This window comes from Mesorhizobium sp. B2-1-3 (assembly GCF_006442495.1).
Classification (GTDB): Bacteria; Pseudomonadota; Alphaproteobacteria; order Rhizobiales; family Rhizobiaceae; genus Mesorhizobium.
On sequence record NZ_VFWL01000001.1, the window covers coordinates 744103 to 770516 of the forward strand.

Below are 26414 nucleotides of genomic sequence, written 5' to 3' on the forward strand. Positions count from 1 at the left end.
CGGGACCGAAAGGTTCCGGCAGTTTGATTCGGGGGTAACGCGAATCCCTCGATACAGGGCGCCAGGGGTGCGCCGGCATGAAGAATTCGCGCATGTCTCTTCGAAACGGTTCCATGTTCGAAGCCATGCGGACGGGGACAGGGCTTGGCTGATATCGGCAAGGACATCGAACGACCGCTCGGGCTGACTGTCCGTCCGCCGCGCACTGCCGGCAAGGTCAGCGCGGGTGCGCTCGTGGCTGCGTTCGTCGTGCTGGCCGTTGTCGGCGTCTCCGGCGCGATCGCGCTCAGGGACAAGCCGTTTCGCAAGCCGCAGGAAGTCGCGGTTTCGACGCCGAAAGTGGTGCCGGAGCCGACCGCTGCGCCGTCCGCTCTAGCGCCGGTCACGACGCCAAAGGCGGAAATGCCGGCCAAGGCTGGAGGCCCGCAGATCATCCATGTGCAGACAGAGGAAGGCGATGGTCCGCCCAAGGCGGCAATCGTCATCCGCGATCCGTCGACCATCGGCCAAAACCTGAAGATCGCGCATATTCCCGACAGGGCGCTGATCGAGGCCGGCGATGCCGGCCCCTTGCCGGTGCGCGCCGCAGACGGCCGGCGGCCCTTCGATGTCTACGCGCGGCCGTGGTCAGGCGCGCGCGGCGCCCGCGTGGCGATCGTCATCGGCGGGCTCGCGGTTTCACAGACCGGCACCCAGGCGGCCATCGCCAAGCTGCCGGCGGAAGTGACGCTGGCGTTCGCGCCGCAAGGCAACAGCATCGGCCGCTGGATGCAGGCCGCCCGGCAGAGCGGCCACGAGATCGTCATGCAGGTGCCGCTCGAACCGTTCGACTATCCCAATGTCAACCCCGGGCGCAACACGCTGACGGTGGCGGCGAGCGCGGAAGAGAACCTGAAGAACCTGCGCTGGGCACTGTCGCGGACGACGAACTATACCGGTGTCATGAACTATATGGGCGCGCGGTTTTCCGCCGACCCGGCGGCAATGGAACCCTTCATGGCCGAGCTCGGCAAACGCGGGCTCGCCTATATCGACGACGGCTCGTCGGCGCGTAGCCTAGCGCCGGATCTGGCGCTGAAGGACGGCGTGCCCTTCGTCGCCGGCGACACGGCGATCGACGCCGTGCAGGATCGCGGCGCCATCCTGAAGAAACTGGACAGCCTGGAGGCGACCGCCCGTGCCAAGGGCACCGCGGTCGGCATCGGCTCCGCTTTCGACCTGACGGTCGACACGGTGTCGTCATGGGTGGCCGAGGCCAAGAAACGCGGCATCGAGATCGTGCCGATTTCAGCGGTGGCGATCGATCCGCAAAAGGGCTAGCCACCGGGAAACAGCTTGAAAGACTGAATGATGCCGAAGACGAAGAAGGTCGACCGCGAGACGCTGCCCTACCGTCCCTGTGTCGGGCTGATGATCCTCAACGCCGAGGGCCTGGTCTGGGTCGGCCATCGTATCGCCGAGCCGGACAGCGAATTCGCCGGCACCACGCAGCTCTGGCAGATGCCGCAAGGCGGCATCGACAAGGGCGAGGAGCCGCTGCAGGCGGCGGAGCGGGAGCTCTATGAGGAGACCGGCATGCGCAGCGTCTCGCTGCTCGCCGAGGCGCCGGACTGGATCAACTATGATCTGCCGGACCACCTCGTCGGCGTCGCCTTCAAGGGGCGCTATCGGGGTCAGACGCAGCGATGGTTCGCCTTCCGCTTCCATGGCGATACCAGCGAGATCCAGATCAATCCGCCGCCCGGCGGCCACACCGCCGAATTCGACAAATGGTCGTGGCGGCCGATGCAGGAGTTGCCCGACCTGATCGTGCCGTTCAAGCGCAAGGTCTATGAAGACGTGGTGACGGCGTTCCGTCACCTTGTGCCATAGCCGGACGGGCCGCGGCCGCGGTTCAAACGCCAGCGGTTGCCGCGCCGGTTCGACCGTCTTATTGATGTCCATCCGCCACAAGAAGGGCCGCCATGCACGACGCCCCCAAAAGATCGCTGCCCGAGGAAGCCGACGCCACAAGCGAGGCTGCTGCCGGGGCCATCCTCACCATCGACCTTGGCGCGATCCGCGAAAATTACCGGCGGCTGAAGGCGCGGCTGGGCGGCGTGCGCTGCGCGGGCGTGGTCAAGGCCGACGGCTACGGTCTCGGCGCCGCGCAAGTGGCATCGGCGCTGATGAAGGAAGGCTGCGACATCTTCTTCGTCGCGCTGCTGTCCGAAGGCATCGCGCTGCGCAAGGCGCTGGGGGCCGGACCGGACATCTACGTGCTGAACGGGCTGCCGCCGGGTTCCGAGCCGGAAGCGGTGGCGGCTGGCTTGTGCGCTGTCATCAACAGTGGCGCACAGTTGCAAGCCTGGCGCGCAGCGACACACCGCGCCGGGCGCCGGCTCCCGGCTGCCGTCCAGGTCGACAGCGGCATGTCGCGGCTTGGGATGGCGCCAGCCGAGGTCGAGGCGGCGGCCGGGGATGTCGGCGCTTTCGATGGCATCGACGTCAGATATGTGATGAGCCACCTGGCCTGCGCCGATGAACCGCGCCACCCGGCCAATGAACAGCAGAGGCTGGCATTCGCGCGGTTGCGTGCCATGCTACCCGTGGCGCCGGCCTCGCTTGCCAACTCCTCCGGCATCTTTCTAGGCCCGCTTTATCATTGCGATCTTGCCCGGCCCGGTGCCGCCCTCTACGGCATCAACCCGACGCCTGGCCAAGCCAACCCGATGCTGCCCGTGGTCGGGCTGCAGGCCAAGGTGGCGCAGACGCGCAGTGTCCAAAAGGGCACTGGCGTCGGCTATGGCCACAGTTACCATGCGCAGGGCCCGCTCAGCCTGGCGACGATTTCGTTCGGCTATGCGGACGGCTGGCTGCGCCGCTCCGCTTCGGCCGCATGGTTCGAGGCGGTGCGCCTGCCTTTCCTCGGGCGCGTGTCGATGGATTCGATCATTCTCGACATTTCCGCCTTGCCGCCCGGCCGGCTCGGAGAGGGCGACCTGGTGGAGTTGCTAGGGCCCTCACAGAGCGTCGACGATGCTGCCGACCATGCCGGCACCATCGGGTATGAAATCCTGGCCAGCCTCGGAACGCGTTTTCACCGGCGCTATCTGGGCGGTTGAGCGGTTTGGCCGCGCTTGACAAGCGGGCGCCATTCGGCAAGCTTTGGCACATGAGCAAGCTCGCTTATATCAAAACCTTCTTCAGGGTCTGCCCGATCGCGGGATCGTAGCCCCGGCGCGGCCGCCTTCCGGCGTCCGTCCGTACCGGGGCATCCATACATCCACAATCGCCATCAAGCCGAACAGCCCTTCGCGGCTGCCGGCCTTTCATCACGCCGCCGCCAGCGCGCCGGCAGGCGCGCATCCGCTCGATGCGCCGGTCCATGAGGTTTGCCATGCAACACGCGAAAGAACTGCGTCCAAACAGCCATCTTCTGATCAGCGACGCCGACCATGACAGGCTGACGGGCCTGGCCAGGGCTTTGCTCGATCGCGCGCCCGAGACGGCCGAGGAGCTGCTTTCGGAAATGGACAGGGCCGTCGTCACGAACGCGGCGGCGATGCCGGCCGGTGTGGTGCGAATGGGTTCGACGGTGATCGTGCGCGGCGAAAGCGGCGACGCCCAGCGCATCATGCTGGTCTACCCGGGTGAGGCCGACATAGCCGAGAACCGCATCTCGGTGCTGACGCCGATGGGAACCGCGCTCATTGGCGCGAGTGTTGGGCAGGCGGTTTGCTGGAACGGTCGTGGCGGTCGGGAACTGTCAGTGACCGTCGAGGCCGTCGATGCGCCGGCTTCCGGCCCGCAACGAGCTTGATGGCGAGGCGGTGATGACGAGCACGAATTGTTGCCTGACGACGAAGGACTTCGCCGTTCTCGAAGTCATGCTGGAGCGCCGACGGGCGTTCGCGGATCCGATCGTGCGCATGCTCGAACACAAGCTTTCAGGCGCCGATGTCGTGCCGATCGATTCGGTCGGCCCCGACATCGTTACGCTGAACAGCAGGGTGGTGTTCGGCGTCGATGCCGGTCCCGCCGAAACGCGAACCCTGGTGCAGCACGAGGTGCGCGGGCCGGTCGGCTCGAGCCTGTCGGTCGCAACGAGGCGCGGGCTCTGCATGCTTGGCATGGCGCAAGGCCAGACGGCAACGGTCGAACACGCCGACGGCAGGCGGGAGTCGATCCTGATCAAGGCCATGCTTTACCAGCCTGAAGCTGCCCGGCGCACGATCAAGCAGAAAGACCAGGCTGACGCGCGGCGACCGCACGGGCCCAGGCTCGTCTACAGTGCCGCAGCCGATTGGCGGCCTCTTGGCGAGACGGCCGGAATGCGGCAGACAGAAGAAGACGACCCCGGTCCCTCGGCGGCGTGAATAGGCAACGGCGCGTGGTCTCGAAGATCGACATCGATTTTCGCTCGGGATCATGCGCAAATCGAAAATACGGCCGCGTCCACGGGCGTCCTGAGGACGCTCGGCGCGGCAAGGAGTGAATGAATGAAAATCATGGTGCTGGGCAGTGGCGTGATCGGGGTGACCACGGCCTATTATCTCGCCGAGGCTGGCCACGAGGTGACCGTGATCGACCGCCAGAAAGGGCCGGGACTGGAAACCAGCTTCGCCAATGCCGGCGAGATTTCGCCCGGCTATGCCTCGCCTTGGGCCGGGCCCGGTATCCCCCTCAAGGCGATCAAATGGCTGCTGATGAAGCATGGTCCGCTGGTGGTGCGGCCGGCCTTCGATCCACATATGTGGACGTGGCTGGTCAAAATGCTGCGCAACTGCACCGCCGAACGCTACGCGGTCAACAAATCGCGCATGGTGCCGCTGGCCGAATACAGCCGCGACACGCTGAAGGCGCTGCGCGAGGCAACCGGCATAGCCTATGACGAGCGGACGCAGGGCACGCTGCAGCTGTTTCGCACGCAAAAGCAGCTCGACGGCACATCAGGCGATGTCGAGGTGCTGAAGAGATATGGCGTGCCCTACGAAATCCTCGACCAGGACGGCTGCATCGCGGCGGAACCGGCTCTGGCCGCGGTGCGCGAAAAATTCGTCGGCGGCCTGAGGCTGCCGGGCGACGAGACCGGTGACTGCAAGATGTTCACCGACAGGCTGGCCGAGCTTTGCGTGGCACGCGGGGTCAAGTTCGAATACGACACGACGATATGGCGCGTCATCCGCAGCCGCAACCGCGTCAACAATATGAGCACCAGCAAGGGCTGGCTGACCGCCGACGCCTATGTGATGGCGCTGGGCAGTTATTCGTCGGACTTCATGCGCCGGATGAAGCGGCCGATCCCGGTCTATCCGGTCAAGGGCTATTCGATCACGGTGCCGATCAAGGATGCCGCCGCCGCGCCGGTGTCGACGGTGATGGACGAAACCTACAAGGTCGCGATCACGAGGCTCGGCGACCGCATCCGCGTCGGCGGCACGGCCGAGATTTCCGGGTTCGACCTCCGGCTGCACGAATCGCGACGGCGCACGCTCGAACACTCGGTCGGCGACCTGTTCCCGGGAGCCGGCGCCATGCGGGAGGCGACGTTCTGGTGCGGCCTGCGGCCGATGACGCCGGACGGGCCGCCGCTGATCGGGCGCACGGAGCTTTCCAATCTCTACCTCAACACCGGCCATGGAACGCTCGGCTGGACGATGGCCTGCGGCTCGGCCAAGGTGCTGGCCGACATCATCTCGAACAAAGTGCCCGATATCGACGCCCGCGCGCTGGCGCAGGAGCGCTATCTGAAATAGACGCCGCCCGCTCGCCATCGGCGGGCGCGGCCGGGGGATATCGCGTCAGAACGCCTGTTTCACCCAGCCCTCGTCGAACAGCAGCCGGTAAGCCCACCGGATGGTCACTTCGGTGGCGACCGATTGGAATGGGCGAGATACTCGTCATCTGGCGAAGAAGGCGGGGTCGAGCACCATCATGCCGTTCTCCGTGTCGTGGAAGAAGCTGCGATGGCCGACATGCGTCAGACGAAAAGATTTCTCTCCCGCTCCACCGCCTTTGTGATGAAGGAGGCAACGATCTGGACGCGGCGCAGCGGCCTGACCGATTCGTGATAGACCAGCCAGTAGGCACGGCGGATGGGCGCCACCACGTCGACGGCCACCAGTTCCGGCATCGAGCGGGCGACGAAAGTGTGCAGGATGCCGATGCCGGCGCCCGACCGAACCGCTTCGGCCTGCCCGAGCGCGGAGGAAATGGCGAAGCTGGTGCGCCAGTCCGCGCTGAATTCGGCGGCGTAGTCGAGCGATGGGCTGACGATGAGGTCCGGCACATAGCCGATCAATGTGTGCCGTCCCAGCTCGGCAGCGGTCTGGGGCAGGCCGTGGGCTTCAGCATAGGCACGTGAGGCAAACAGGCCGAGCGAGTAGTCGACCAGCTTGCCCGCTACCAGCCGGCCCTCGGTCGGGCGCTCGACGGTGATGGCAATGTCGGCCTCGCGGCGAGACAGGGAGAAGGAGCGCGGCACTGGTACGAGCTGAATCGTCAATTCACGGTGCAGCGCGGTCAGTGCGCCGAGGCGCCGGGCGAGGAACGCGACGCCAAACCCGTCCGGCGCGCCGATCCGCACCGTGCCCGAAACGTCGTCGCCTTCGCCTGATATTGTCGAGCGGGCGGCGATCATGTCGCCCTCCATGCGCTCGGCAATGTCGAGGAAGCGCTCGCCGGCGGGCGTCAGCTCGCTGCCGGTGGTCAGCCGGCGAAAGAGTTTCGTGCGCAGCGCGTCTTCAAGTGCGGCGATGCGGCGCGAGACGGTGGCGTGATTGAGTTCCAGGCGCCTCGCCGCGCCAAGGATTTGCCCGGCGCGCGCCACGGCGAGAAAGATGCGGACGTCATCCCAGTTCATGGGGATGGTCCGGATGACAATTTTCAATGTCGCGTTCTGTGGTGAAGGAATTCAACCTGCCAATCCTTGGGCGTCGTCTTCGTGATCCTTCCCATTTGCGAGAATTGATGCTCTCCCGTCAACCGGTGTCTATTTTCCGCACAACGGTTGCGTTCTCCCTCGCGTTGCCATCGGCGTGCCAAAGGCGGACAATGCACCATCACAAACCCAGGGAGAGACATCATGATCGAATACGGTCATTTCATCGGCGGCAAGCGTGTCGCCGGCACCAGCGGTCGCAAGCAGGACGTGATGCAGCCGATGGACGGCTCTGTGCGCGGCACGGTGGCGCTGGCCTCGCAGGCGGAACTGCGCGCGGCGGTCGAGAACGCCAAGGCGGCGCAGCCGAAATGGGCCGCGACCAACCCGCAGCGCCGCGTGCGCGTCCTTATGAAGTTCCTTGAACTGGTCGCCCGCGACTATGACGAACTGGCCGACATCCTGGCGCGCGAGCACGGCAAGACCATCGCCGATGCCAGGGGCGACATCCAGCGCGGCCTCGAAGTGGTCGAGGTCTGCATCGGCGCGCCGCACATGATGAAGGGCGAATTCACCGACGGTGCCGGCCCCGGCATCGACGTCTATTCGATGCGCCAGCCGCTCGGCGTCGTCGCCGGCATCACGCCGTTCAACTTTCCGGCGATGATCCCGCTGTGGAAGATCGCGCCGGCGATCGCCTGCGGCAACGCCTTCATCCTGAAGCCCTCCGAACGCGACCCGGGCGTGCCGATCCGCATCGCCGAACTGTTCATCGAGGCGGGCCTGCCTGCCGGTATCCTCAATGTCGTCAACGGCGACAAGGAAGTCGTCGACGCCATCCTTGACGCCCCCGATATCAAGGCTATCGGCTTCGTCGGCTCGACGCCGATCGCTCATTACATCTATTCGCGCGGCACTGCGTCAGGCAAGCGCGTGCAGTGCTTCGGCGGCGCCAAGAACCACATGATCATCATGCCCGACGCCGACATGGACCAGACCGTCGATGCACTGATCGGCGCCGGCTACGGATCGGCCGGCGAGCGCTGCATGGCGATCTCGGTGGCGGTCCCTGTCGGCAACGACACCGCCAACCGGCTGATGGAAAAACTGGTGCCGCGCGTCGAAAGCCTGAAGGTCGGCCCCTCGACGGATTCCGCCGCCGATTTTGGCCCGCTGGTCACCGCTCAGGCGCTGGAGCGGGTGAAGGGCTATGTCGATATCGGCGTCAAGGAAGGCGCCAAGCTGGTCGTCGACGGTCGCGGCTTCAAGATGCAGGGCTACGAGAACGGCTACTATATGGGCGGCTGCCTGTTCGACAACGTCACGTCGGACATGCGCATCTACAAGGAAGAGATCTTCGGGCCGGTGCTGTCGGTGGTGCGCGCGCCGACCTACGAGAACGCCATCAAGCTCGCCAATGACCACGAGATGGGCAATGGCGTCGCCATCTACACGCGCGACGGCGACGCCGCGCGAGACTTTGCTTCCAGGGTGCAGGTCGGCATGGTCGGCGTCAACGTGCCGATCCCGGTGCCGATCGCCTACTACACGTTCGGTGGCTGGAAGGCGTCGTCCTTCGGTGATCTCAACCAGCACGGTCCGGACGCGTTCCGCTTCTACACCAAGACCAAGACGGTCACCTCGCGCTGGCCGTCCGGCATCAAGGACGGGGCCGAGTTCGTCATCCCCACGATGAACTAGCCGGACGCTTGTCTGCTTGCGCGTCCTCGCCTTCGGCTGCGGGGCGCGCGGGCCGGCATCAAGGACGGGGCCGATTTCGTCATCCCGACGATGAACTAGCCGGACGCTTGTCCGCTTGCGCGTCCTCGCCTTCGGCTGCGGGCGCGCGGGCCGGCATCAAGGGCGGCGCCGATTTCGTCATCCCGACGATGAACTAGCCGGACGCTTGTCCGCTTGCGCGTCCTTCGGCTGCGGCCGCGCGGGCCGGCAGGACCACCCAAAAATCTACGGCCCGAGTCCCCTGGCTCGGGCCGTTTATTTTGCAAACGCTAATGTGATGGAACCGGCGAGGGCGCCAGGACTTAGAGCTACGATCCTGCCCTGGAGGAGGCATGGCAGGCAACCAGAGCGCCGACGGCTGACCGTTAGCATCGCATCGTCGGGCGCAAGGAGGTGTCCGATGGCACAACGTCTCATGTCCATGCTGCTATGCGCCGCGGCGGCGCTATCGATAGGGCCGGCGAATGCAGCCGGCCAATGTGCGGCACGCGCCGACATCGTCAAGGCGCTCGGCGAGAATTTCCACGAAAGCGAGGCCGGGCGTGGCCTGATCAATCCCAACGTGGTGCTTGAGGTGTTCGTTTCCGAACAGGGCAGTTGGACCGTCCTCGCCTCCGACACCAAGGGCCAGAGTTGCATCCTGTCCGTCGGCGAGGGCTGGGACAGCCCGACGATCAAGGCGGCCTTGCCAGGAGCCTGAGCCCCATCGCGTCGAAGCGGTTCAGGCGACGCGTAGTCTTGGGCATGCACTGTCCTGAACCGAGGTCGGTGTCGGGCGGTATGCTTCAACGTGTGGCGGCCGCCTCGGCATGGGCGCGCAGCAATGCCATCAGCCGCTTGGCATCCTTCGCGGCGGCTTCCTCGTCACCGTCGACAATCGAGCGGATCAGCGCGACGTGATGCTCGGCCGATTCCGCCAGGCCGGTATCGGCCTTGTAGCGGAACCAGAAGCGGCGGCTGTGGGTCTGCAGCGGGGCAGCCAGCCTGGCCGCGAACGGGTTGTCGGCAGCCCGCGCCAGCGCCTCGTCCAGCGTCTTGTCGGCCTGGATGAAGGCAAGCACGTTGCCGGAGATGACAGCCTTCTGCATGGCAAGCGCGGCATCGTGGAAGAGGTCGGCTGCGTCGCGGGTGACGAAGCGCGCCGCGGAGCGGGCCAGCACCACCTCGACGCCGCGGCGCGCGTCGAGGACGCGCAGCCAGTCGCCGGGGTGCAGCGGCGCGATGGCGATGCCTGCGCGCGGCCGCACGTCGAGCAGTCCTTCCCAAGCCAGCCTCTGGATCGCCTCGCGCACCGGCGTACGGCCGAGCGCCAGCTTCTCGATCAGGCCGCCTTCAGTGACGAAACTCGCCGGCGCCAGTTCGAGCGTGACAATCATATGCTCGAGCATGCGATAGGCCTTGGTCGCAGCTGGCTCGAACGCAGCGCTCCTCTGCATGGATATCAAAGGCGGTCTCCTGATATATTTTGCATATATCATAGGAGAATCCGTGTTGACAGCGGCTTTCTTAATAGATATACGACTGATATATCAGAGGAGCGATGACCATGTGGACCGGAGTTTTCCCAGCCGTCACGACTAAATTCACCACGGACGACCGCCTCGACCATGCCGAGATGGAGCGCTGCTTCGGCTTGCAGATGGAGGCCGGCTGCGACGGCATCATCGTCTGCGGATCGCTCGGCGAAGGGCCGATGCTGTCCCATGACGAAAAGATTGAAGTGCTGAAAACCGCGCAGAAGGTGGCTGGCAAGAAACCGGTGCTGCTGACGGTGAACGAGGCCGGGACACGCGAGGCCGCCAGCATCGCCCGCCGCGCCGCCAAGGAAGGCGCCAACGGCCTGATGGTGGTGCCCAGCCCGATCTACCATACCAATGCGGAAGAGACGGTGGCGGCGCTGCGCGCCGTCGCGGAGGCCGGCGACTTGCCGGTCATGATCTATTCCAACCGGCTCGCCTACCGCGTGGATGTCACCGTCGACCAGATGGAGGAGCTGGCGTCGGACGAGCGCTTCGTCGCCATCAAGGAATCCTCCGACGACATCAGGCGCTCGACCGAGATCATCAATCGCCTGGGCAGCCGCTACGACCTGTTTACCGGCGTCGACAATCTCGCTTTCGAGGCGCTGTCGGTGGGCGCCATCGGCTGGGTGGCCGGTCTCGTCACCGCCTTCCCGCGCGAGACGGTGGCGATCTACCACCTGATGCAGCGGGGCCGCCGCGAAGAGGCGCTCGCCATCTATCGCTGGTTCCGGCCGCTGCTTGATCTCGACGTCTCGACCTATCTGGTGCAGAACATCAAGCTTGCCGAGGTGTTCGCCATTCAAACCAACGACCGCGTCCGCATGCCGCGCCAGCCGCTGTCGGGCGAGCGCCGCAAGGCGGTCGAGAAGATCGTCAAGGACGCACTGGCGGTGCGGCCGACACTACCGGCGTTCTGAGGCTTTCTTCCGAGAGGCGGCGCCCAGGTGACAGGAAGTTCCAAATCGATGGAAGCGCGGCGGCGCCCCGCCCTGCGGGCGTCTTCTCCCCGTGAACAGGGGGAAGCAATGGATATCGCCATCGTCGGCGGCGGCATCATCGGCATCTGCGCGGCGGCGTTTCTTGCCGAGGCGGGGCGAAACGTCACGGTCTACGACCGCACCGGCATCTGCGAGGAGACGAGCTCCGGCAATGCCGCCGCCTTCGCCTTTTCCGACGTGCTGCCACTGGCGCACAAGGGCATGCTCCGGCAATTGCCGAAATGGCTGGCCGATCCGCTCGGCCCACTCGCCATCCCGCCCGCCTACCTGCCGAAGCTGCTGCCCTGGCTGATCCGCTTCTGGCGTGCCGGCTCGGCGAAGCACTACGAGGCTGGCCTGGCGGCGCAGGCCGCAATGATGGCGCTCGCCGAGGCCGAATGGATGGGCCTGCTCGACCGCTCCGGCACGAGGCGGATGCTGCGCGAGGATGGCTCGCTCGAACTCTACGAAAGCGAGGCCGAATTCCAGGCCTCGCTGTCCGGCTGGGCGGCGCGCCAGCGCTTCGGCATCGGCTTCCGCCATGTCGGCGGCGAGGATCTGGCGGAGCTGCAGCCCGGCCTGTCGCCGCGTTTCGGCAAGGGCACGTTCGTGCCGGGCTGGAAGACGGTCGCCGATCCAAAACTGCTCGGCAAGGCGATCTGGGACTATGCGCAGTCCAAGGGCGCGCGGTTCGAGAAGGCCCGCATCGCCGGCGTCGCCGCGGACGGGAACGGCGCGACGTTGACGCTGGCCGACGGCACGACGCGGCAAGCCCGGCACCTGGTCGTCACCGCCGGCGCCTGGTCGCATCTGCTGGCGCGGCAGCTCGGCGACCGCATTCCGCTCGAAACCGAGCGCGGCTACAACACGACGTTGCCAAAGGCCGCCTTCGACGTGAAGCGGATGCTGATCTTCTCCGGCCAAGGCTTCGTCATCACGCCGCTCGACACGGGCCTGCGCATCGGCGGCGCGGTTGAGCTCGGCGGCATCGAGCGGCCGCCCAACTACGCGCGCTCGAAGGCGCTGCTGCGCAAGGCGCAAGACTTCCTGCCGGGCCTCGATCCTTCGGGCGGACGCGAATGGATGGGGTTTCGTCCCTCGCTGCCGGATTCATTGCCTGTCGTGGGCCGCGCATCGGGAAGCCGGCCGGTGGTCTACGCTTTCGGCCACGGCCATCTTGGCCTGACCCAGGCTGCTGCGACGGGACGGTTGATCCGCGAGCTTGTCATGGGGCAGACTCCGCCGATCGACGTGGCCCCCTTCAGTCCACAACGGTTTTGATTTTTCGAGGAGCGTCATGGCCAGGAAATCCTTCTTCTGCATCGACGGCCACACCTGCGGCAACCCGGTGCGGCTGGTCGCCGGCGGCGGCCCGCTGCTCCAGGGTTCGACGATGATGGAGCGGCGCGCACATTTCCTGGCCGAATATGACTGGATCCGCACCGGCCTGATGTTCGAGCCGCGCGGCCACGATGTCATGTCCGGCTCGATCCTCTACCCGCCGACGCGTGAGGATTGCGACATCGCCATCCTGTTCATCGAGACCTCGGGCTGCCTGCCAATGTGCGGCCACGGCACCATCGGCACGGTGACGATGGCCATCGAGCACGGGCTGATCAAGCCGACGACGCCCGGCGTGCTCAGGCTCGACACACCGGCCGGCCTGGTCATCGCCGAATACAAACAGGTCGGCGAATATGTCGAAGAGGTGCGCATCACCAACGTGCCCTCCTTCCTCCATGCCGAGGGCCTGACGGTCGAATGCCCCGGGCTCGGCGAGATCGTCGTCGACGTCGCCTATGGCGGCAATTTCTACGCCATCGTCGAGCCGCAGAAAAACTATCGCGACATGGCAGACCATTCGGCGGGCGACCTCATCGCCTGGAGCCCGGTGGTGCGGCAGCGGCTCAACGAGAAATACTCTTTCGTGCATCCGGAGAATCCGGGCATCAACCGGCTGTCGCACATGCTGTGGACCGGCGAGCCGACGGTGTCGGGTGCGGACGCGCGCAACGCGGTCTTCTACGGCGACAAGGCGATCGACCGCTCACCGTGCGGCACGGGCACCTCGGCACGCATGGCGCAGCTCCATGCCAAGGGCAAGCTCAAGGCCGGCGATGCGTTCGTCCATGAATCGATCATCGGCTCGCTGTTCAAGGGCAAGGTTGAAAAAGACGTCACGGTCGCAGGCAAGCCGGCGATCATTCCCTCGATCGGCGGCTGGGCGCGCATGACCGGGCTCAACACGATCTTCATCGATGACCGCGATCCGTTCGCGCACGGCTTCGTCGTCAAATAGGCGATTCATCACGCTGCGGAAGGTCGGGAAGGACAAAAAGGATTGCTGTCACGAGCGCAACGAATCGTCTCATCAACTTATTTTGACGGCGATTTCTTCGAAATGGAGCGCATGATGACGCTTAATCGTCAAAGACATTGCGTTATGCCAATGATAGGGTCCGCGATAGTCCAGGGGGCGGGTGCGAAAAAACGGGCAATCGAACGGCGTGCAGTCGGAAACACGCATGACGATCAAAAAATGACGTTGCAATCCCGCCTCGAAACTTTACGACTAGGGGAAATACGAAAAGGAATGCGTCTGCATGGGCGACATTCCAGGGGAGCCATGTACACATGCAGTATTTTGTCCAGCAGCTTATCAATGGGCTGACGCTGGGATCGATCTATGGGCTGATCGCGATCGGCTACACGATGGTCTACGGCATTATCGGCATGATCAACTTTGCTCATGGCGATATCTTCATGGTGGGCGCTTTCACGGCGCTGATCGTTTTCCTCATCCTGGGTGCCCTGTTCTATTCGGTTCCCGTGGTCATCGCGCTGCTGGTGATGATGATCGTGGCGATGCTGCTGACCAGCCTCTACAACTGGACGATCGAGAAGGTGGCCTACCGGCCGCTGCGCGGCTCGTTCCGGTTGGCGCCGCTGATCACCGCCATCGGCATGTCGATCGCGCTGTCGAATTTCGTGCAGGTGACGCAAGGCCCGCGCAACAAGCCGATCCCGCCGATGGTGTCGAAGGTCTACAACATCGAAGGCATCAGCGTGTCGCTGAAGCAGATCATCATCGTCGTCGTCACCGCGTTGCTCTTGGTGTTGTTCTGGTACCTGGTCAACAAGACCTCGCTTGGCCGGGCGCAGCGCGCCTGCGAACAGGACCGCAAGATGGCGGCGCTGCTCGGCATCGATGTCGACCGCACCATCTCGATCACCTTCATCATGGGCGCGGCACTTGCCGCCGTCGCCGGCACGCTGTTCCTGATGTATTACGGCGTCATCGCCTTCTCGGACGGCTTCGTGCCCGGCGTGAAGGCATTCACCGCAGCGGTGCTGGGCGGCATCGGTTCGTTGCCGGGCGCGGTGCTGGGCGGTCTTTTGATCGGCTTCATCGAGAGCATGTGGTCGGCCTATTTCTCGATCGACTACAAGGATGTCGCCGCCTTCTCGATCCTGGCTATCGTGCTGATCTTCCTGCCTTCCGGCATTCTCGGCCGGCCAGAAGTCGAAAAGGTCTGAGATCATGGCCGTCACCGTATCTCCCGAGCGCGACACCGTCGCAGCCACGCCCATGCAGCGCGCCTTGCGCGAGGCGTTCTATGCCGGTGCCATCGCGCTCGGCCTGTTCGTGCTGTTTATCGGGCTCAAGACCGACCAGAACATCTCAAACGAGCTGATCCTGGTGCAGCGCTGGGGGTTGCTCGCCGCAGTGGTCATCGCCACCGCCGTCGGCCGCTTCCTCTATGTCGCCTACGGCCAGCCCTTTTTGGCCAACCAGAAGATCGCCGACGTCGCCACCGGCTTGCTGCCGGCCAGCGTGGCGTCGCGCTTCTTCCTCTTTCCAGCCTTCATCGTGGCCGTCATCGTCGCGGCGCTGCTGTTCGTCTTCAGCAGGTCTCTCGCCGGCTGGGTAGGGGCGGAGCCGGCCGGCTATCTGCAATTCCTGCGCGCCCTTGCGGTCATCTACGCGCTGGCCTGCGTGATCTACTATTTCCGCGGCTTCATCCATGCCAACTTCACAAAACTCGGCATCGCCGCACTGGTGCTCTATCCGATCATTGTCGTGGGCATGCTGTCGCTGATGTCGTGGTCGCTCGTCGGCGGGCTGCAAGGGTCGCTGAAATGGGTCGATAATTTCGGTATCCAGATCCTGATCTATGTCATGCTGGCCTGGGGGCTGAACATCGTCGTCGGTCTGGCCGGCCTGCTCGACCTCGGCTATGTCGCCTTCTATGCGGTCGGCGCCTATGCCTATGCGCTGCTCGGCACGCATTACGGCCTCTCCTTCTGGATCCTCCTGCCGGCCGCAGGCGCCATGGCCGCCTTCTGGGGCGTGCTGCTCGGCTTTCCGGTGCTGCGCCTGCGCGGCGACTACCTGGCCATCGTGACGCTTGCCTTCGGCGAGATCATCCGGCTGGTCATCATCAACTGGCGCGAGGTGACCAATGGCTCGGCCGGCATTTCCGGCATCCCGAAGGTCACCTTCTTCGGCCTGATGAGCTTCAACGTCTCGGATCCGAACTACATCGGCAAGGTGCTGAACATCGCCACATCGAGCGCCTATTACAAGATCTTCCTCTATTACCTCATCCTGGGGCTGGCGCTGCTCACCGCCTTCGTCACGGTCAGGCTGAGGCGCATGCCGGTCGGCCGCGCCTGGGAAGCCTTGCGCGAGGACGAGATCGCCTGCCGCTCGCTCGGCATCAACACCACGACCACCAAGCTGACCGCCTTTGCCACCGGTGCCATGTTCGGCGGTTTTGCCGGCTCGTTCTTCGCCGCCCGGCAAGGCTTCGTCAGCCCCGAATCCTTCGTCTTCCTGGAATCGGCGATCATCCTGGCCATCGTCGTGCTTGGCGGTATGGGATCACTGGTCGGCATTGCCGTCGCGGCTCTGGTCATGATCGGCGGCACCGAGGTGCTGCGCGAACTCGACTTCCTCAAGCAGGTCTTCGGACCCGACTTCACGCCGGAACTCTACCGTATGCTGCTGTTCGGCATGGCCATGGTGATCGTCATGCTGTGGAAGCCGCGCGGCTTTGTCGGCAGCCGTGAGCCGACCGCCTTCCTCAAGGTGCGAAGGGCTGTCTCAAGTTCCTTCACCAAGGAGGGTCACGGCTGATGAACGCGAACCCCTCCATGAACGACGCCATCCTGAACGTCGAACACCTGTCGATGAAGTTCGGCGGCCTGGTCGCGATCGGCGACCTGTCCTTCACCGCCAGGCGCGGCGAGATCACCGCGCTGATCGGGCCCAACGGCGCCGGCAAGACCACCGTGTTCAACTGCATCACCGGCTTCTACAAGCCGTCGGAAGGCATGATCACTCTCACCCGGCAGGACGGCTCGATCTACCTGCTCGAACGGCTGCCCAACCATGAGATCCCGGCGCGCGCCAAGGTGGCGCGCACCTTCCAGAACATCCGCCTGTTCTCGGGCATGACGGTGCTCGAGAACCTGCTCGTTGCCCAGCACAACAAGCTGATGAAGGCTTCGGGCTATACGGTGCTCGGCCTGTTCGGCTTCAGCGGTTACCGCAAGGCCTCGGCCGAATCCGTCGAACTTGCCAAGCACTGGCTTGAGAAAGCCGATCTGGTCGACCGCGCCGACGATCCGGCCGGCGACCTGCCCTATGGCGCGCAGCGGCGCCTCGAGATCGCGCGCGCCATGTGCACCGGCCCGGAGCTTTTGTGCCTCGACGAGCCCGCCGCCGGTCTCAATCCAAAGGAATCGGCCGCGCTCAACGACCTGCTGATGGACATCAAGAACAACACCGGCACCTCGATCCTGCTGATCGAGCACGACATGTCGGTGGTCATGCAGATCTCCGATCACGTCGTGGTGCTGGAATACGGCCGCAAGATCTCCGACGGCAATCCGCAGTCGGTGCGCACCGATCCGCGCGTCATCGCGGCCTATCTCGGCGTCGACGATGAGGAGGTCGAGACCGTGCTGACCGAAGTCGGCGACGAGGACGTCATCGAGCAACTCGATACCGGTCCCGATGCCGCGCATGGTCCGGGAACATCGTCGTCCTATCTCGCCGGCCCGGTGAGCGACACGGTCGGCCACAGCGAAGGCGAGCGCATCACGGTGTCGAAGGGCGCCTCGAAGGCGGCGCAGGTCGATGCGCGGGCGGCGAGCGTTGCGGCCAAGGCTGTCGCGCCAGCACCTGCTTCGCGGACCAAGCCGGTGGCGAAGCCGGCCACCAAGGCGAGCGTCAAGACAGGGGCCAAGACGCCGGCCGCGAAGGCCGCGGGCATCTCGAACCGCCTGGCGGCGCCCCGCGGCGGCAAGGCCGACAATCTCACCCGCATCAAGGGGATCGGCGCGGTCAACGAGAAGAAGCTCAACGAACACGGCATCTTCCACTTCGACCAGATCGGCGCTTGGAAGAAGGCCGATGTCGAGGCCGTCGAAGCGTATCTCGCCTTTGACGGACGCATCGCCCGCGAAGAATGGGTCAAGCAGGCCAGGCTGCTTAGCCAGGGCAAGGACACGGAATTCTCGCGCCGCGTCGACGCCGGCAAGGTGGCGACGAGCCATGCTTCCGGTAAGCAGACAGCAAAGCCCGCGACAGGAGCGGGCAAGCCCGTTCGGGCCAAGCGCGGAGGGGGCAAGTGATGGCCGGGAAGACGCTGCTCGATATCAAGGGCGTGCAGACCTATTACGGCAACATCCGTGCGCTGAACGGCGTCGACGTCACCGTCAACGAGGGCGAGATCGTGGCGCTGATCGGCGCCAACGGCGCCGGCAAATCCACGCTGATGATGACCATTTTTGGAGCGCCACGCGCCCGCGCGGGCACCATCACCTTCGCCGGCGCCGACATCACCCAATTGCCGACGCACGAGATCGCGCGCTTGCGCATTGCCCAGTCTCCCGAAGGCCGGCGCATCTTCCCGCGCATGACGGTGATGGAAAACCTGCAGATGGGCGCCAGCCTCGACAACCTCAAGCACTATGACGAGGACGTCGAGAAGGTGTTCGTGCTGTTCCCGCGCCTGAAGGAGCGCATCGCCCAGCGCGGCGGCACGCTGTCGGGCGGCGAGCAGCAGATGCTGTCGATCGGGCGCGCGCTGATGGCGCGGCCGAAGCTGCTTCTGCTCGACGAGCCGTCGCTCGGTCTTGCGCCGCTGATCGTCAAACAGATCTTCGATGCCATTCGCGAGCTGAACCGCACGCAGGGGCTGACCGTGTTCCTGGTCGAGCAGAACGCCTTCGGCGCGCTGAAGCTGGCGACGCGCGGCTATGTCATGGTCAACGGCAATGTGACCATGAGCGGCACCGGCAAGGAACTGCTCGCCAACCCGGAAGTGCGCGCCGCCTATCTCGAAGGCGGCCATCACTGAGTTCAGGAGTCCTTACCATGCAAGGCATTCTCTACGAGGAACCGTCCATCTGGCAGTTCTTCTTCGTCACCTGCCTGCTCGGCGGCTGGGCGGCATGGATGACCGGCAAGGCCAGTGCCCAGACCTGGCGCAGCTTCGTCCAGCTGTTCGCCTATCTGCTGGGTCTCGGGATCGGCATCCGCTTCATCCATCACGCGCTGTTCAACGGCACGATGTTCTCGCTGCATTACTATGTCGTCGACACCATCGTACTGATGATCCTCGGCTTCGTCGGCTATCAATACACACGAACCAACCAGATGGTGACACAGTATAATTGGCTCTACGAAAGAGCTTCAATCTTGAGCTGGAAACCGAAAGGTTGACGTTCATCATTAACGCCGTTTCGGGGATGAATCGGCGTGACAAGTGCCTGAAAATCGGCAAACTATGCTTTCTGCGATAAGGGTGGGCATCGCATGAAAGCTTCATCCACGCCCACTCCGTTAATGGGAGCGTTTAAATGAAAAAATCACTTTTGTCCGCCGTCGCCCTGACCGCGCTGATCGCGTTCAGCGGCAATGCGTGGGCTGATCTAATGGTCGGCGTTGCTGGCCCGATCACGGGTCCGAATGCCGCCTTCGGCGCACAGTTGCAGAAGGGCGCGGAGCAGGCGGTCGCCGACATCAATGCGGCGGGCGGCATCAACGGCGAGCAGATCAAGCTCGAAGTCGGCGACGACGTCTCCGATCCGAAGCAAGGCATCTCGGTCGCCAACAAGTTCGTCGGCGACGGCGTCAAGTTCGTGGTCGGCCACTTCAACTCGGGCGTCTCCATTCCGGCGTCGGAAGTCTACGCGGAAAACGGCATCGTCGAGATTACGCCTGCCGCGACCAACCCCCAGTTCACCGAGCGCGGCCTGTGGAACGTGTTCCGCACCTGCGGACGCGATGACCAGCAGGGCGGCATCGCCGGCGGTTATCTGGCGGCCAATTTCAAGGACGCCAAGATCGCCGTCGTGCACGACAAGACCACCTACGGCCAGGGCCTTGCCGACGAGACCAAGAAGGCTATGAACGCCAAGGGCGTGAAGGAAGTCATGTATGAAGGCGTCAATGTCGGCGACAAGGACTTCTCGGCGCTGATCGCCAAGATGAAGGAAGCCGGCGTCTCCATCATCTACTGGGGCGGCCTGCACACTGAAGCCGGCCTGATCATCCGCCAGGCGGCCGACCAGGGCCTCAAGGCGACGCTGGTTTCCGGCGACGGCATCGTGTCGAACGAACTGGCTTCGATCGCTGGCGACGCGGTCGCGGGCACGCTCAACACGTTCGGCCCGGACCCGCGCCTGATCCCGGCCAACAAGGAACTGGTCGAGAAGTTCCGCGCGCAGGGCTTCGAGCCGGAGGCCTATACGCTCTACGCCTACGCAGCCATGCAGGCGATCGCCGAGGCAGCCACCTCTGCCAAATCCAACGACCCGCAGGAAGTTGCCAAGGCGCTGCATGAGAAGGGTCCGTTCAAGACCGTGCTCGGCGACCTCTCCTACGACGCCAAGGGTGACCCGACGCTGCCCGGCTACGTCATGTACGAGTGGAAGAAGGGCGACGACGGCAAGTACACCTACGTCCAGAAGATGTAAGCCTGTCCGAATTGACTTCACGGAATGCCCGGCGCCTCGCGCCGGGCATTTTCTTTACGGAAGCAGCGATCGCACGTTTATTGGCGGGCGAGAATTCTCGTTTTGAGGTCAGCGGAGGCTTTCCGCTGATGTTCAGCCGTTTGGGGCCACGCTCAAGGCGGAGAATCCATTTTAAATCGGTTTAAACGCGCGTCAAATTTTGTTTGCACTGCAGCATTTTCACGCTAATCATGGCGCCGCTTGCTCTTCCCTTCCGCTGCTGGAGCCCAGTCCTTGGCCATCACGAAGATCCTCGTCGCCAACCGGTCCGAAATCGCCATCCGCGTGTTTCGCGCGGCCAATGAACTCGGCCTCAAAACGGTGGCGATCTGGGCCGAGGAGGACAAATATTCGCTGCATCGCTTCAAGGCCGACGAGAGTTACCAGGTCGGGCGCGGGCCGCACCTCAACAAGGATATGGGGCCGATCGAAAGCTATCTCTCGATCGAGGAGGTGATCCGCGTCGCCAGGCTGTCGGGCGCCGATGCGATCCACCCCGGCTATGGACTGCTTTCGGAAAGCCCCGAATTCGCCGAGGCCTGTGCCGAAGCCGGGATCACCTTCATCGGGCCCAAGCCGGAGACGATGCGCCGGCTTGGCAACAAGGTCGCGGCGCGCAATCTGGCCATCGAGGTCGGCGTGCCTGTCATTCCTGCCACCGATCCGTTGCCGGACGACATGGAGGCGGTCAAGAAACTTGCCACGGAGATCGGCTATCCCCTGATGCTGAAGGCTTCGTGGGGCGGCGGCGGCCGCGGCATGCGCGCCATCCGTGCCGAGGCCGATCTCGCCCGCGAGGTCACCGAGGGCAAGCGCGAGGCGAAAGCCGCCTTCGGCAAGGACGAGGTCTATCTCGAAAAGCTGATCGAGCGCGCCCGCCATGTCGAAGTGCAGATCCTGGGCGATACCAGTGGCAATGCGGTGCATCTGTTCGAGCGCGACTGCTCGATCCAGCGCCGCAACCAGAAGGTCGTCGAGCGGGCGCCCGCGCCCTATCTCAGCGAGGAGCTGCGCCAGGAGCTGTGCGGCCATGCGCTGAAGATCGCGCGCGAAACCAGCTATATCGGCGCCGGCACGGTCGAGTTCCTGCAGGACGCCGACACCGGCAAGTTCTATTTCATCGAGGTCAATCCGCGCATCCAGGTCGAGCACACCGTCACCGAACAGGTGACGGGCATCGACATCGTCAAGGCGCAGATCCACATTCTCGACGGCTTCGCCATCGGCACGCCGGAATCGGGCGTTCCGGCACAAAAGGACATCAGGCTGAACGGCCACGCGCTGCAGTGCCGCATCACCACCGAGGATCCCGAGCACAATTTCATCCCGGACTATGGCCGCATCACCGCCTATCGTGGCGCCACCGGCTTCGGCATCCGCCTCGATGGCGGCACCGCCTATTCGGGCGCGGTCATTACCCGCTTCTATGACCCGTTGCTGGAAAAGGTGACCGCATGGGCGCCGACGCCGGCCGAGACCATCGCACGCATGAACCGGGCGCTGCGCGAATTCCGCATCCGCGGCGTGGCCACAAACCTGACTTTCCTCGAAGCGATCATCAATCACCCGAACTTCGCCGACAATTCCTACACGACCAAGTTCATCGACACGACGCCGGAGCTGTTCGAGCAGGTCAAGCGCCAGGACCGCGCCACGAAGCTGCTCAACTATCTTGCCGACGTCAGCGTCAACGGCCATCCCGAGACGCGCGGCCGGCCGCAGCCGAAAGCCGATGCCGCCGCACCCGTGGTGCCCTACCTCAACGGCAATGTGCCCGGCGGCAGCAAGCAGAAGCTTGACGTGCTCGGTCCGGAAAAATTCGCCGCCTGGATGCGCTCGCAAAAAGAGGTGCTGGTCACCGACACGACGATGCGCGACGGCCATCAATCCCTGTTGGCGACGCGTGTGCGCACGCACGATATCGCCGGCATAGCGGGCACCTATGCGCGTGCCCTGCCGCAGTTGCTTTCGCTTGAATGCTGGGGCGGCGCCACCTTCGACGTCGCCATGCGCTTCCTCACCGAGGATCCCTGGGAGCGGCTCTCGCTGGTACGCGAGGCGGCGCCCAACCTCCTGCTGCAGATGCTTCTGAGGGGCGCCAACGGCGTCGGCTACACCAACTATCCCGACAATGTCGTGCAGCATTTCGTCAAACAGGCGGCATCAGGCGGCATCGACCTGTTCCGGGTGTTCGACTGCCTGAACTGGGTCGAGAACATGCGCGTTGCCATGGACGCGGTCGGCGCCGAGGGCAAGCTGATCGAGGCGGCGATCTGCTATACCGGCGATATTCTCGATCCCGCGCGGGCGAAGTACGACCTGAAATATTATGTCGGGCTGGCGAAAGAGCTCGAGGCGGCCGGCGCCCATATCATAGCGGTCAAGGACATGGCCGGGCTGTTGAAGCCGAGCGCCGCGCGCGTGCTGTTCAAGGCGCTGCGCGAAGCGACAGACCTGCCCATCCATTTCCACACGCACGATACATCGGGGCTCTCAGCGGCAACGGTTCTGGCGGCGGTGGAGAGCGGCGTCGACGCCATCGACGCGGCGATGGATGCGTTCTCCGGCAATACCTCGCAGCCCTGCCTCGGCTCTATCGTCGAGGCGCTGAAGGGCACCGAGCGCGATCCCGGGCTCGACCCGCAATGGATCCGGAGGATCTCCTTCTACTGGGAAGCGGTGCGCAACCAGTATGCCGCCTTCGAAAGCGACCTCAAGGGGCCGGCGTCGGAAGTCTACCTGCACGAGATGCCGGGCGGACAGTTCACGAACCTCAAGGAACAGGCGCGTTCGCTTGGGCTGGAGACGCGCTGGCACGAGGTGGCGCAGACCTATCATGACGTCAATCTGATGTTCGGCGACATCGTCAAGGTGACCCCGTCGTCCAAGGTGGTCGGCGACATGGCGCTTATGATGGTCAGCCAGGACCTCACCGTCGCCGACGTCGAGAACCCGGCGAGGGACATCGCCTTCCCGGACTCGGTCGTCTCGATGCTGCGCGGCGATCTCGGCCAGTCGCCTGGCGGCTGGCCGCAGGCGCTGCAGAAGAAAGTGCTGAAGGGCGACAGGCCGATCACGGCGCGGCCGGGCTCGCTGCTCAAGCCGGCAGACCTCAAGGCCAGCCGCAAGGAGATCGAACGGAAGCTCGAGCGCAAGCTCAGCGAATACGAGTTCGCTTCCTGGCTGATGTATCCGAAGGTCTTCTCGGACTTCGCGGCCGCGCAGGAAACCTACGGTCCCGTCAGCGTGCTGCCGACGCCGACCTATTTCTACGGCATGAAGCCCGAAGACGAGGTGTTCGTGGACATCGAGAAGGGCAAGACGCTGGTCGTGCGCTGCCAAGCGATCGGCGACGTGGACGACAAGGGCATGGTCACCGTGTTCTTCGAACTCAACGGCCAGCCGCGCCGCGTCAAGGTGCCCGACCGGGCGCATGGCGCGTCCGCCGCCAAGGCAAGGCGCAAGGCCGAACCCGGCAACGAGGCGCATGTCGGAGCGCCGATGCCGGGCGTCGTCTCGGCGCTCGCTGTGGCCGCCGGCCAGGCCGTCAAGGCCGGCGACGTGCTGCTTTCCATCGAAGCAATGAAGATGGAAACGGCGCTGCATGCCGAGCGTGACGGCACGGTCGCCGAGGTGCTGGTCAAGGCCGGCGACCAGATCGATGCCAAGGACCTGCTGATCGCCTTCAGTTGAGAGCTCGCAAGAGAGAGCCACAGACTGTCGGCTTCTGTCGGCAGCCCTGCCAGCCTGTTCGATAACCGCTTGACCCGCCGTCCCCGGTCGGGCATCGAACCGCAGAAATTTGCGGCGGCACGGTTGCCGAGTCGCGGCGAAGCATCGATTTTTTTGGAGAAAAACATGGCCGACGATATCACAGAGACCAGCCAGACTGTTGCCGCCGGCCAGTTGCGTGCCTTCATCGAGCGCATCGAGCGGCTCGAGGAGGAGAAGAAGACCATTTCCGACGACATCAAGGAAGTGTTCGCCGAGGCCAAGGGCACCGGCTTCGACACCAAGGCGATGCGCGCGATCATCCGGCTGCGCAAGAAGGACCAGGCCGAGCGCCAGGAGGAGGAGTCCATCCTGGACCTCTACAAGGCCGCCCTCGGCATGGTGTAAGGCGAGGCATCTCGTGACGTCCGGGGTCGGCGATGAGTGAGTTCGACTTCGGCGGCCGAAGGGCCTCGGAGTTCCGCCAACGCGGCTTCTGGACGCTGTTTGCCGAGCGTCACCCGGAAGAAAGAACCCGGCTGGCGAGGCGAGGGCCCTGGTTCTGGCAGCGCGGGCTGCCGGAATTTGCGCTGGTGCTCTCCATGTACGTGGCGCCGAGCGAGAATGTGGTCGGCGTCTTCTTCGGCCGTAACGAGAAGCTTGGCGCAACCGACGTCTGGGTGCGCCTCAAGCCGTTTCAGCCGGCGATCGAGGAACGGCTGAAGCTCAGGCCGGAGCAGAGCGCACAAAACCTCGGCATCAATTCACAGTGGCGGGTCAACTGCTTTGCCGAGGACAATTGGCCGGCCATGACGGACTGGCTGGTGACCGAATGCTCGCGGTTCGAGTGCGCTGTCACCGAAGTTCTGGGACAGGGATAGGCCGCCGATGCTCGCGGATTTCTTCCGCTCGCGTTGGGATGGCCAGGTGCGGCTCGACCGGCTGTTCTGGCGCGATATGGTGCTCGTCGGCACGGCGATCAACATTGCATCGTCCGTGGCGGCGCTCATTCTGCTGGGGGTGAAGACGCCGCTCGGTCTTGTGCTGGCGGTGCATTTCGCGCCGGTGCCCTACAACATCTTCCTGACCTCGGCCGTCTGGCGGACGGCGGAGCGAACCGGGGGCGCCAAGGCCTCCCTTGCTATGCTGGGTTCGGCGCTCTGGCTGATCGCAACAGTCGTCGTCTGACAATGCTGCACGAAAAAGGCGGCCGAGGCCGCCCTTCGCAGGAAGCGTTGGCGAGGCCGCGCTCAGGCCGCCGGCTCGAATCTCAGCGCCACGCCGTTGATGCAGTAGCGCAGCCCGGTCGGCGGCGGGCCGTCCTCGAAGACGTGGCCGAGATGGCTGCCGCAGCGAGCGCAATGGCATTCCGTGCGGACCATGCCGTAGCTGCGGTCGGTCGTGGTCTCGATGGAACCGGGAACGGGGTCGTTGAAGCTCGGCCAGCCGGTGCCGCTCTCGAACTTCAGCTTGGATTCGAACAGCGGCTGGTCGCAGCCGACGCAAAAGAAGGTGCCGGCGCGCTTTTCGTGAAGCAGCGCACAGCTGCCCGGGCGTTCGGTGCCATGGTTGCGCATGACGGCATATTGCTCAGGCGTCAGCCGGGCGCGCCATTCGGCGTCGGTGCGGGTGACGGGATAGGCGTGGGTGTCCATGCAGAAAACTCCTCGGCCTTGACGGCTCATTGTTGATTGCAATCTCTATTCGCAACAAGATAGGCGTTTGTTACGAGATTTGCCCGCATTTTCGAGCGTGCCGCCTGCGCTCCTCACGCGATCGCCGTGAGATAGCGCGCAACGGAGGCCGCCAGCGCCTGTTTCGCGCCACCGATAATGTTCTGGTTCCACCACGCGCCGTAGATGTCATCGAATGTGAAAGGCTCCAGCGCGGCCGCGATGCGGCGCACGGCGGCCGCATTGAGCGGGATGTAGTTGGGATAGCTGTACATGAAGCTGACGTGGCGGCGGGTCGGCGTCACCTGCAAGATATCGCCGGCCAGGAGAGCATTGCCGCCTTCGCGCTTCCAGTGCAGCACCTGGCCGCCGGCAAAGTGGCCGCCGCAGCGGATGAGCGTCAACGCCGGGTTCAGGTCCAGTGTCTCGCCTTGCCAGCTGACGATCGACGGGTGTGGCCGCATGATCCACTGCCGGTCGTCGTCATGGAGATAGATCGGCACGCCGCCAAACGCCTCGCTCCATTCGACCATCACCGAATAGTAGTGGCAGTGCGAGATGGCGATCCCGGCAAGGCCGCCGCGGCGATTGATCTCGGCCACCGCCTCGTCGGTCACCATCGAGATGCAGTCCCACAGCACATTGCCGTGCGGCGTCTGCGCCAGCAGCGCTCGCTGACCGATGGCGAAGCGCGGCTCGATGCCGAAGGCGAGCACGCCGGCATCATCCTTCATCACGATCCGATGCCCGGCGGCGAGCTCTTCCGGTGTGATCCAGGCCTGGCCTTCCCAGCGCACATATTGCCGCTCGTCCTCGCAGATCGGACAATGCCGAGGCGGCGCTTCGCTCTGCGCGAACTGGACGCCGCATTGCAGGCAGAGGAAACAGGTCATGGAAC

25 protein-coding genes are annotated in these 26414 nt (G+C 64.5%); 21 read left to right on the forward strand and 4 right to left on the reverse strand.

Annotated elements, in window-relative coordinates:
• Positions 1-144 precede the first annotated feature (144 nt).
• The 6 genes from FJ973_RS03875 (at position 145) to FJ973_RS03900 (ending at position 5738) form a co-directional block, all read left to right on the forward strand.
• Positions 145-1320 (forward strand): divergent polysaccharide deacetylase family protein, encoded by a 1176-nt coding sequence (locus FJ973_RS03875; RefSeq protein WP_140554894.1) that lies wholly within the window; start codon positions 145-147, stop codon positions 1318-1320.
• A 30-nt stretch (positions 1321-1350) separates the two neighbouring features.
• On the forward strand, positions 1351-1872 hold the full coding sequence (locus FJ973_RS03880) for an RNA pyrophosphohydrolase (RefSeq protein ID WP_140493512.1): 522 nt from the start codon (positions 1351-1353) through the stop codon (positions 1870-1872).
• 92 nt (positions 1873-1964) lie between these two features.
• Complete coding sequence (alr, locus tag FJ973_RS03885; RefSeq protein WP_140493041.1) at positions 1965-3104, forward strand: alanine racemase; 1140 nt, start codon at positions 1965-1967, stop codon at positions 3102-3104.
• 275 nt (positions 3105-3379) lie between these two features.
• Positions 3380-3802 (forward strand): nucleoside diphosphate kinase regulator, encoded by a 423-nt coding sequence (gene rnk, locus FJ973_RS03890; protein ID WP_140493045.1) that lies wholly within the window; start codon positions 3380-3382, stop codon positions 3800-3802.
• A complete protein-coding gene (locus FJ973_RS03895) occupies positions 3771-4358 on the forward strand; it encodes a nucleoside-diphosphate kinase (RefSeq protein WP_246675818.1) in 588 nt (195 codons plus the stop codon). The genes rnk and FJ973_RS03895 overlap by 32 nt, the downstream gene beginning before the upstream one ends.
• 123 nt (positions 4359-4481) lie before the next feature.
• Positions 4482-5738: a D-amino acid dehydrogenase gene (locus tag FJ973_RS03900; protein ID WP_140493047.1), complete on the forward strand. Its 1257-nt coding sequence runs from the start codon at positions 4482-4484 to the stop codon at positions 5736-5738.
• 224 nt (positions 5739-5962) lie between these two features.
• Here FJ973_RS03900 and FJ973_RS03905 read toward each other — a convergent pair whose 3' ends face one another.
• Positions 5963-6844: a LysR family transcriptional regulator gene (locus FJ973_RS03905; protein ID WP_140517524.1), complete on the reverse strand. Its 882-nt coding sequence runs from the start codon at positions 6842-6844 to the stop codon at positions 5963-5965.
• A gap of 222 nt (positions 6845-7066) precedes the next feature.
• Here FJ973_RS03905 and FJ973_RS03910 point away from each other — a divergent pair, with 222 nt between their 5' ends.
• Together FJ973_RS03910 and FJ973_RS03915 are read left to right on the forward strand one after the other, a co-directional pair.
• Positions 7067-8563, forward strand: a complete 1497-nt coding sequence (locus FJ973_RS03910) for a CoA-acylating methylmalonate-semialdehyde dehydrogenase (RefSeq protein ID WP_140554895.1) — start codon at positions 7067-7069, stop codon at positions 8561-8563.
• 439 nt (positions 8564-9002) lie between these two features.
• Positions 9003-9302 (forward strand): hypothetical protein, encoded by a 300-nt coding sequence (locus FJ973_RS03915; protein ID WP_140517526.1) that lies wholly within the window; start codon positions 9003-9005, stop codon positions 9300-9302.
• A gap of 85 nt (positions 9303-9387) precedes the next feature.
• On the opposite strand, the gene FJ973_RS03920 is transcribed toward FJ973_RS03915, so the two are convergent.
• Positions 9388-10038 (reverse strand): GntR family transcriptional regulator, encoded by a 651-nt coding sequence (locus FJ973_RS03920; RefSeq protein ID WP_246672784.1) that lies wholly within the window; start codon positions 10036-10038, stop codon positions 9388-9390.
• 110 nt (positions 10039-10148) lie between these two features.
• On the opposite strand from FJ973_RS03920, the gene FJ973_RS03925 reads away from it, so the two are divergent.
• The 13 genes from FJ973_RS03925 to FJ973_RS03985 all read left to right on the forward strand — a co-directional run bounded on the left by FJ973_RS03925 (position 10149) and on the right by FJ973_RS03985 (position 25031).
• Positions 10149-11042, forward strand: a complete 894-nt coding sequence (locus tag FJ973_RS03925; protein ID WP_140554897.1) for a dihydrodipicolinate synthase family protein — start codon at positions 10149-10151, stop codon at positions 11040-11042.
• A gap of 108 nt (positions 11043-11150) precedes the next feature.
• Positions 11151-12383 (forward strand): FAD-binding oxidoreductase, encoded by a 1233-nt coding sequence (locus tag FJ973_RS03930; RefSeq protein WP_140554898.1) that lies wholly within the window; start codon positions 11151-11153, stop codon positions 12381-12383.
• Positions 12384-12399: 16 nt separating this feature from the next.
• A complete protein-coding gene (locus FJ973_RS03935) occupies positions 12400-13401 on the forward strand; it encodes a 4-hydroxyproline epimerase (RefSeq protein ID WP_140554899.1) in 1002 nt (333 codons plus the stop codon).
• A 335-nt stretch (positions 13402-13736) separates the two neighbouring features.
• Positions 13737-14639, forward strand: a complete 903-nt coding sequence (locus tag FJ973_RS03940) for a branched-chain amino acid ABC transporter permease LivH (RefSeq protein WP_140493067.1) — start codon at positions 13737-13739, stop codon at positions 14637-14639.
• Positions 14640-14643: 4 nt separating this feature from the next.
• Positions 14644-16242 carry a high-affinity branched-chain amino acid ABC transporter permease LivM gene (gene livM / locus FJ973_RS03945; RefSeq protein WP_140493070.1) on the forward strand — a complete coding sequence of 533 codons (1599 nt, stop codon included), beginning with the start codon at positions 14644-14646 and terminating at the stop codon, positions 16240-16242.
• Positions 16242-17744 (forward strand): ATP-binding cassette domain-containing protein, encoded by a 1503-nt coding sequence (locus FJ973_RS03950; protein ID WP_140554900.1) that lies wholly within the window; start codon positions 16242-16244, stop codon positions 17742-17744. Before livM ends, FJ973_RS03950 begins: the two co-directional genes overlap by 1 nt.
• The gene (locus FJ973_RS03955) at positions 17744-18472 is read left to right on the forward strand and encodes an ABC transporter ATP-binding protein (RefSeq protein ID WP_140517530.1); all 729 of its coding nucleotides are present in this window, start codon (positions 17744-17746) and stop codon (positions 18470-18472) included. The genes FJ973_RS03950 and FJ973_RS03955 overlap by 1 nt, the downstream gene beginning before the upstream one ends.
• A gap of 17 nt (positions 18473-18489) precedes the next feature.
• Positions 18490-18837, forward strand: coding sequence for a DUF6867 family protein (locus FJ973_RS03960; RefSeq protein WP_140493080.1), 348 nt, complete (start codon positions 18490-18492; stop codon positions 18835-18837).
• 137 nt (positions 18838-18974) lie between these two features.
• Complete coding sequence (locus FJ973_RS03965) at positions 18975-20093, forward strand: branched-chain amino acid ABC transporter substrate-binding protein (RefSeq protein WP_140493083.1); 1119 nt, start codon at positions 18975-18977, stop codon at positions 20091-20093.
• A gap of 273 nt (positions 20094-20366) precedes the next feature.
• Positions 20367-23825, forward strand: coding sequence for a pyruvate carboxylase (gene pyc / locus FJ973_RS03970; RefSeq protein WP_140554901.1), 3459 nt, complete (start codon positions 20367-20369; stop codon positions 23823-23825).
• A 165-nt stretch (positions 23826-23990) separates the two neighbouring features.
• Complete coding sequence (locus FJ973_RS03975) at positions 23991-24251, forward strand: DUF2312 domain-containing protein (RefSeq protein WP_140493089.1); 261 nt, start codon at positions 23991-23993, stop codon at positions 24249-24251.
• 32 nt (positions 24252-24283) lie between these two features.
• Positions 24284-24724: a hypothetical protein gene (locus tag FJ973_RS03980; protein WP_140517533.1), complete on the forward strand. Its 441-nt coding sequence runs from the start codon at positions 24284-24286 to the stop codon at positions 24722-24724.
• Between the two features lie 7 nt (positions 24725-24731).
• The gene (locus tag FJ973_RS03985) at positions 24732-25031 is read left to right on the forward strand and encodes a hypothetical protein (RefSeq protein WP_140517534.1); all 300 of its coding nucleotides are present in this window, start codon (positions 24732-24734) and stop codon (positions 25029-25031) included.
• A gap of 62 nt (positions 25032-25093) precedes the next feature.
• Here the strand turns inward: FJ973_RS03985 and msrB are convergent, their stop codons facing one another.
• Positions 25094-25498 (reverse strand): peptide-methionine (R)-S-oxide reductase MsrB, encoded by a 405-nt coding sequence (msrB, locus tag FJ973_RS03990; protein WP_140493098.1) that lies wholly within the window; start codon positions 25496-25498, stop codon positions 25094-25096.
• A gap of 113 nt (positions 25499-25611) precedes the next feature.
• Positions 25612-26409 (reverse strand): MBL fold metallo-hydrolase, encoded by a 798-nt coding sequence (locus FJ973_RS03995; RefSeq protein ID WP_140554902.1) that lies wholly within the window; start codon positions 26407-26409, stop codon positions 25612-25614.
• Positions 26410-26414: the final 5 nt, after the last annotated feature.

Excerpts from the sequence above, each read along its gene's own strand:
- FJ973_RS03880 (WP_140493512.1), top strand. The coding sequence starts at position 1,351 with ATGCCGAAGACGAAGAAGGTCGACCGCGAGACGCTGCCCTACCGTCCC.
- alr (WP_140493041.1), top strand. The coding sequence starts at position 1,965 with ATGCACGACGCCCCCAAAAGATCGCTGCCCGAGGAAGCCGACGCCACA.
- rnk (WP_140493045.1), top strand. The coding sequence starts at position 3,380 with ATGCAACACGCGAAAGAACTGCGTCCAAACAGCCATCTTCTGATCAGC.
- FJ973_RS03895 (WP_246675818.1), top strand. The coding sequence starts at position 3,771 with ATGCGCCGGCTTCCGGCCCGCAACGAGCTTGATGGCGAGGCGGTGATG.
- FJ973_RS03900 (WP_140493047.1), top strand. The coding sequence starts at position 4,482 with ATGAAAATCATGGTGCTGGGCAGTGGCGTGATCGGGGTGACCACGGCC.
- FJ973_RS03905 (WP_140517524.1), bottom strand. The coding sequence starts at position 6,844 with ATGAACTGGGATGACGTCCGCATCTTTCTCGCCGTGGCGCGCGCCGGG.
- FJ973_RS03910 (WP_140554895.1), top strand. The coding sequence starts at position 7,067 with ATGATCGAATACGGTCATTTCATCGGCGGCAAGCGTGTCGCCGGCACC.
- FJ973_RS03915 (WP_140517526.1), top strand. The coding sequence starts at position 9,003 with ATGGCACAACGTCTCATGTCCATGCTGCTATGCGCCGCGGCGGCGCTA.
- FJ973_RS03920 (WP_246672784.1), bottom strand. The coding sequence starts at position 10,038 with ATGCAGAGGAGCGCTGCGTTCGAGCCAGCTGCGACCAAGGCCTATCGC.
- FJ973_RS03925 (WP_140554897.1), top strand. The coding sequence starts at position 10,149 with ATGTGGACCGGAGTTTTCCCAGCCGTCACGACTAAATTCACCACGGAC.
- FJ973_RS03930 (WP_140554898.1), top strand. The coding sequence starts at position 11,151 with ATGGATATCGCCATCGTCGGCGGCGGCATCATCGGCATCTGCGCGGCG.
- FJ973_RS03935 (WP_140554899.1), top strand. The coding sequence starts at position 12,400 with ATGGCCAGGAAATCCTTCTTCTGCATCGACGGCCACACCTGCGGCAAC.
- FJ973_RS03940 (WP_140493067.1), top strand. The coding sequence starts at position 13,737 with ATGCAGTATTTTGTCCAGCAGCTTATCAATGGGCTGACGCTGGGATCG.
- livM (WP_140493070.1), top strand. The coding sequence starts at position 14,644 with ATGGCCGTCACCGTATCTCCCGAGCGCGACACCGTCGCAGCCACGCCC.
- FJ973_RS03950 (WP_140554900.1), top strand. The coding sequence starts at position 16,242 with ATGAACGCGAACCCCTCCATGAACGACGCCATCCTGAACGTCGAACAC.
- FJ973_RS03955 (WP_140517530.1), top strand. The coding sequence starts at position 17,744 with ATGGCCGGGAAGACGCTGCTCGATATCAAGGGCGTGCAGACCTATTAC.
- FJ973_RS03960 (WP_140493080.1), top strand. The coding sequence starts at position 18,490 with ATGCAAGGCATTCTCTACGAGGAACCGTCCATCTGGCAGTTCTTCTTC.
- FJ973_RS03965 (WP_140493083.1), top strand. The coding sequence starts at position 18,975 with ATGAAAAAATCACTTTTGTCCGCCGTCGCCCTGACCGCGCTGATCGCG.
- FJ973_RS03975 (WP_140493089.1), top strand. The coding sequence starts at position 23,991 with ATGGCCGACGATATCACAGAGACCAGCCAGACTGTTGCCGCCGGCCAG.
- FJ973_RS03980 (WP_140517533.1), top strand. The coding sequence starts at position 24,284 with ATGAGTGAGTTCGACTTCGGCGGCCGAAGGGCCTCGGAGTTCCGCCAA.
- FJ973_RS03985 (WP_140517534.1), top strand. The coding sequence starts at position 24,732 with ATGCTCGCGGATTTCTTCCGCTCGCGTTGGGATGGCCAGGTGCGGCTC.
- msrB (WP_140493098.1), bottom strand. The coding sequence starts at position 25,498 with ATGGACACCCACGCCTATCCCGTCACCCGCACCGACGCCGAATGGCGC.
- FJ973_RS03995 (WP_140554902.1), bottom strand. The coding sequence starts at position 26,409 with ATGACCTGTTTCCTCTGCCTGCAATGCGGCGTCCAGTTCGCGCAGAGC.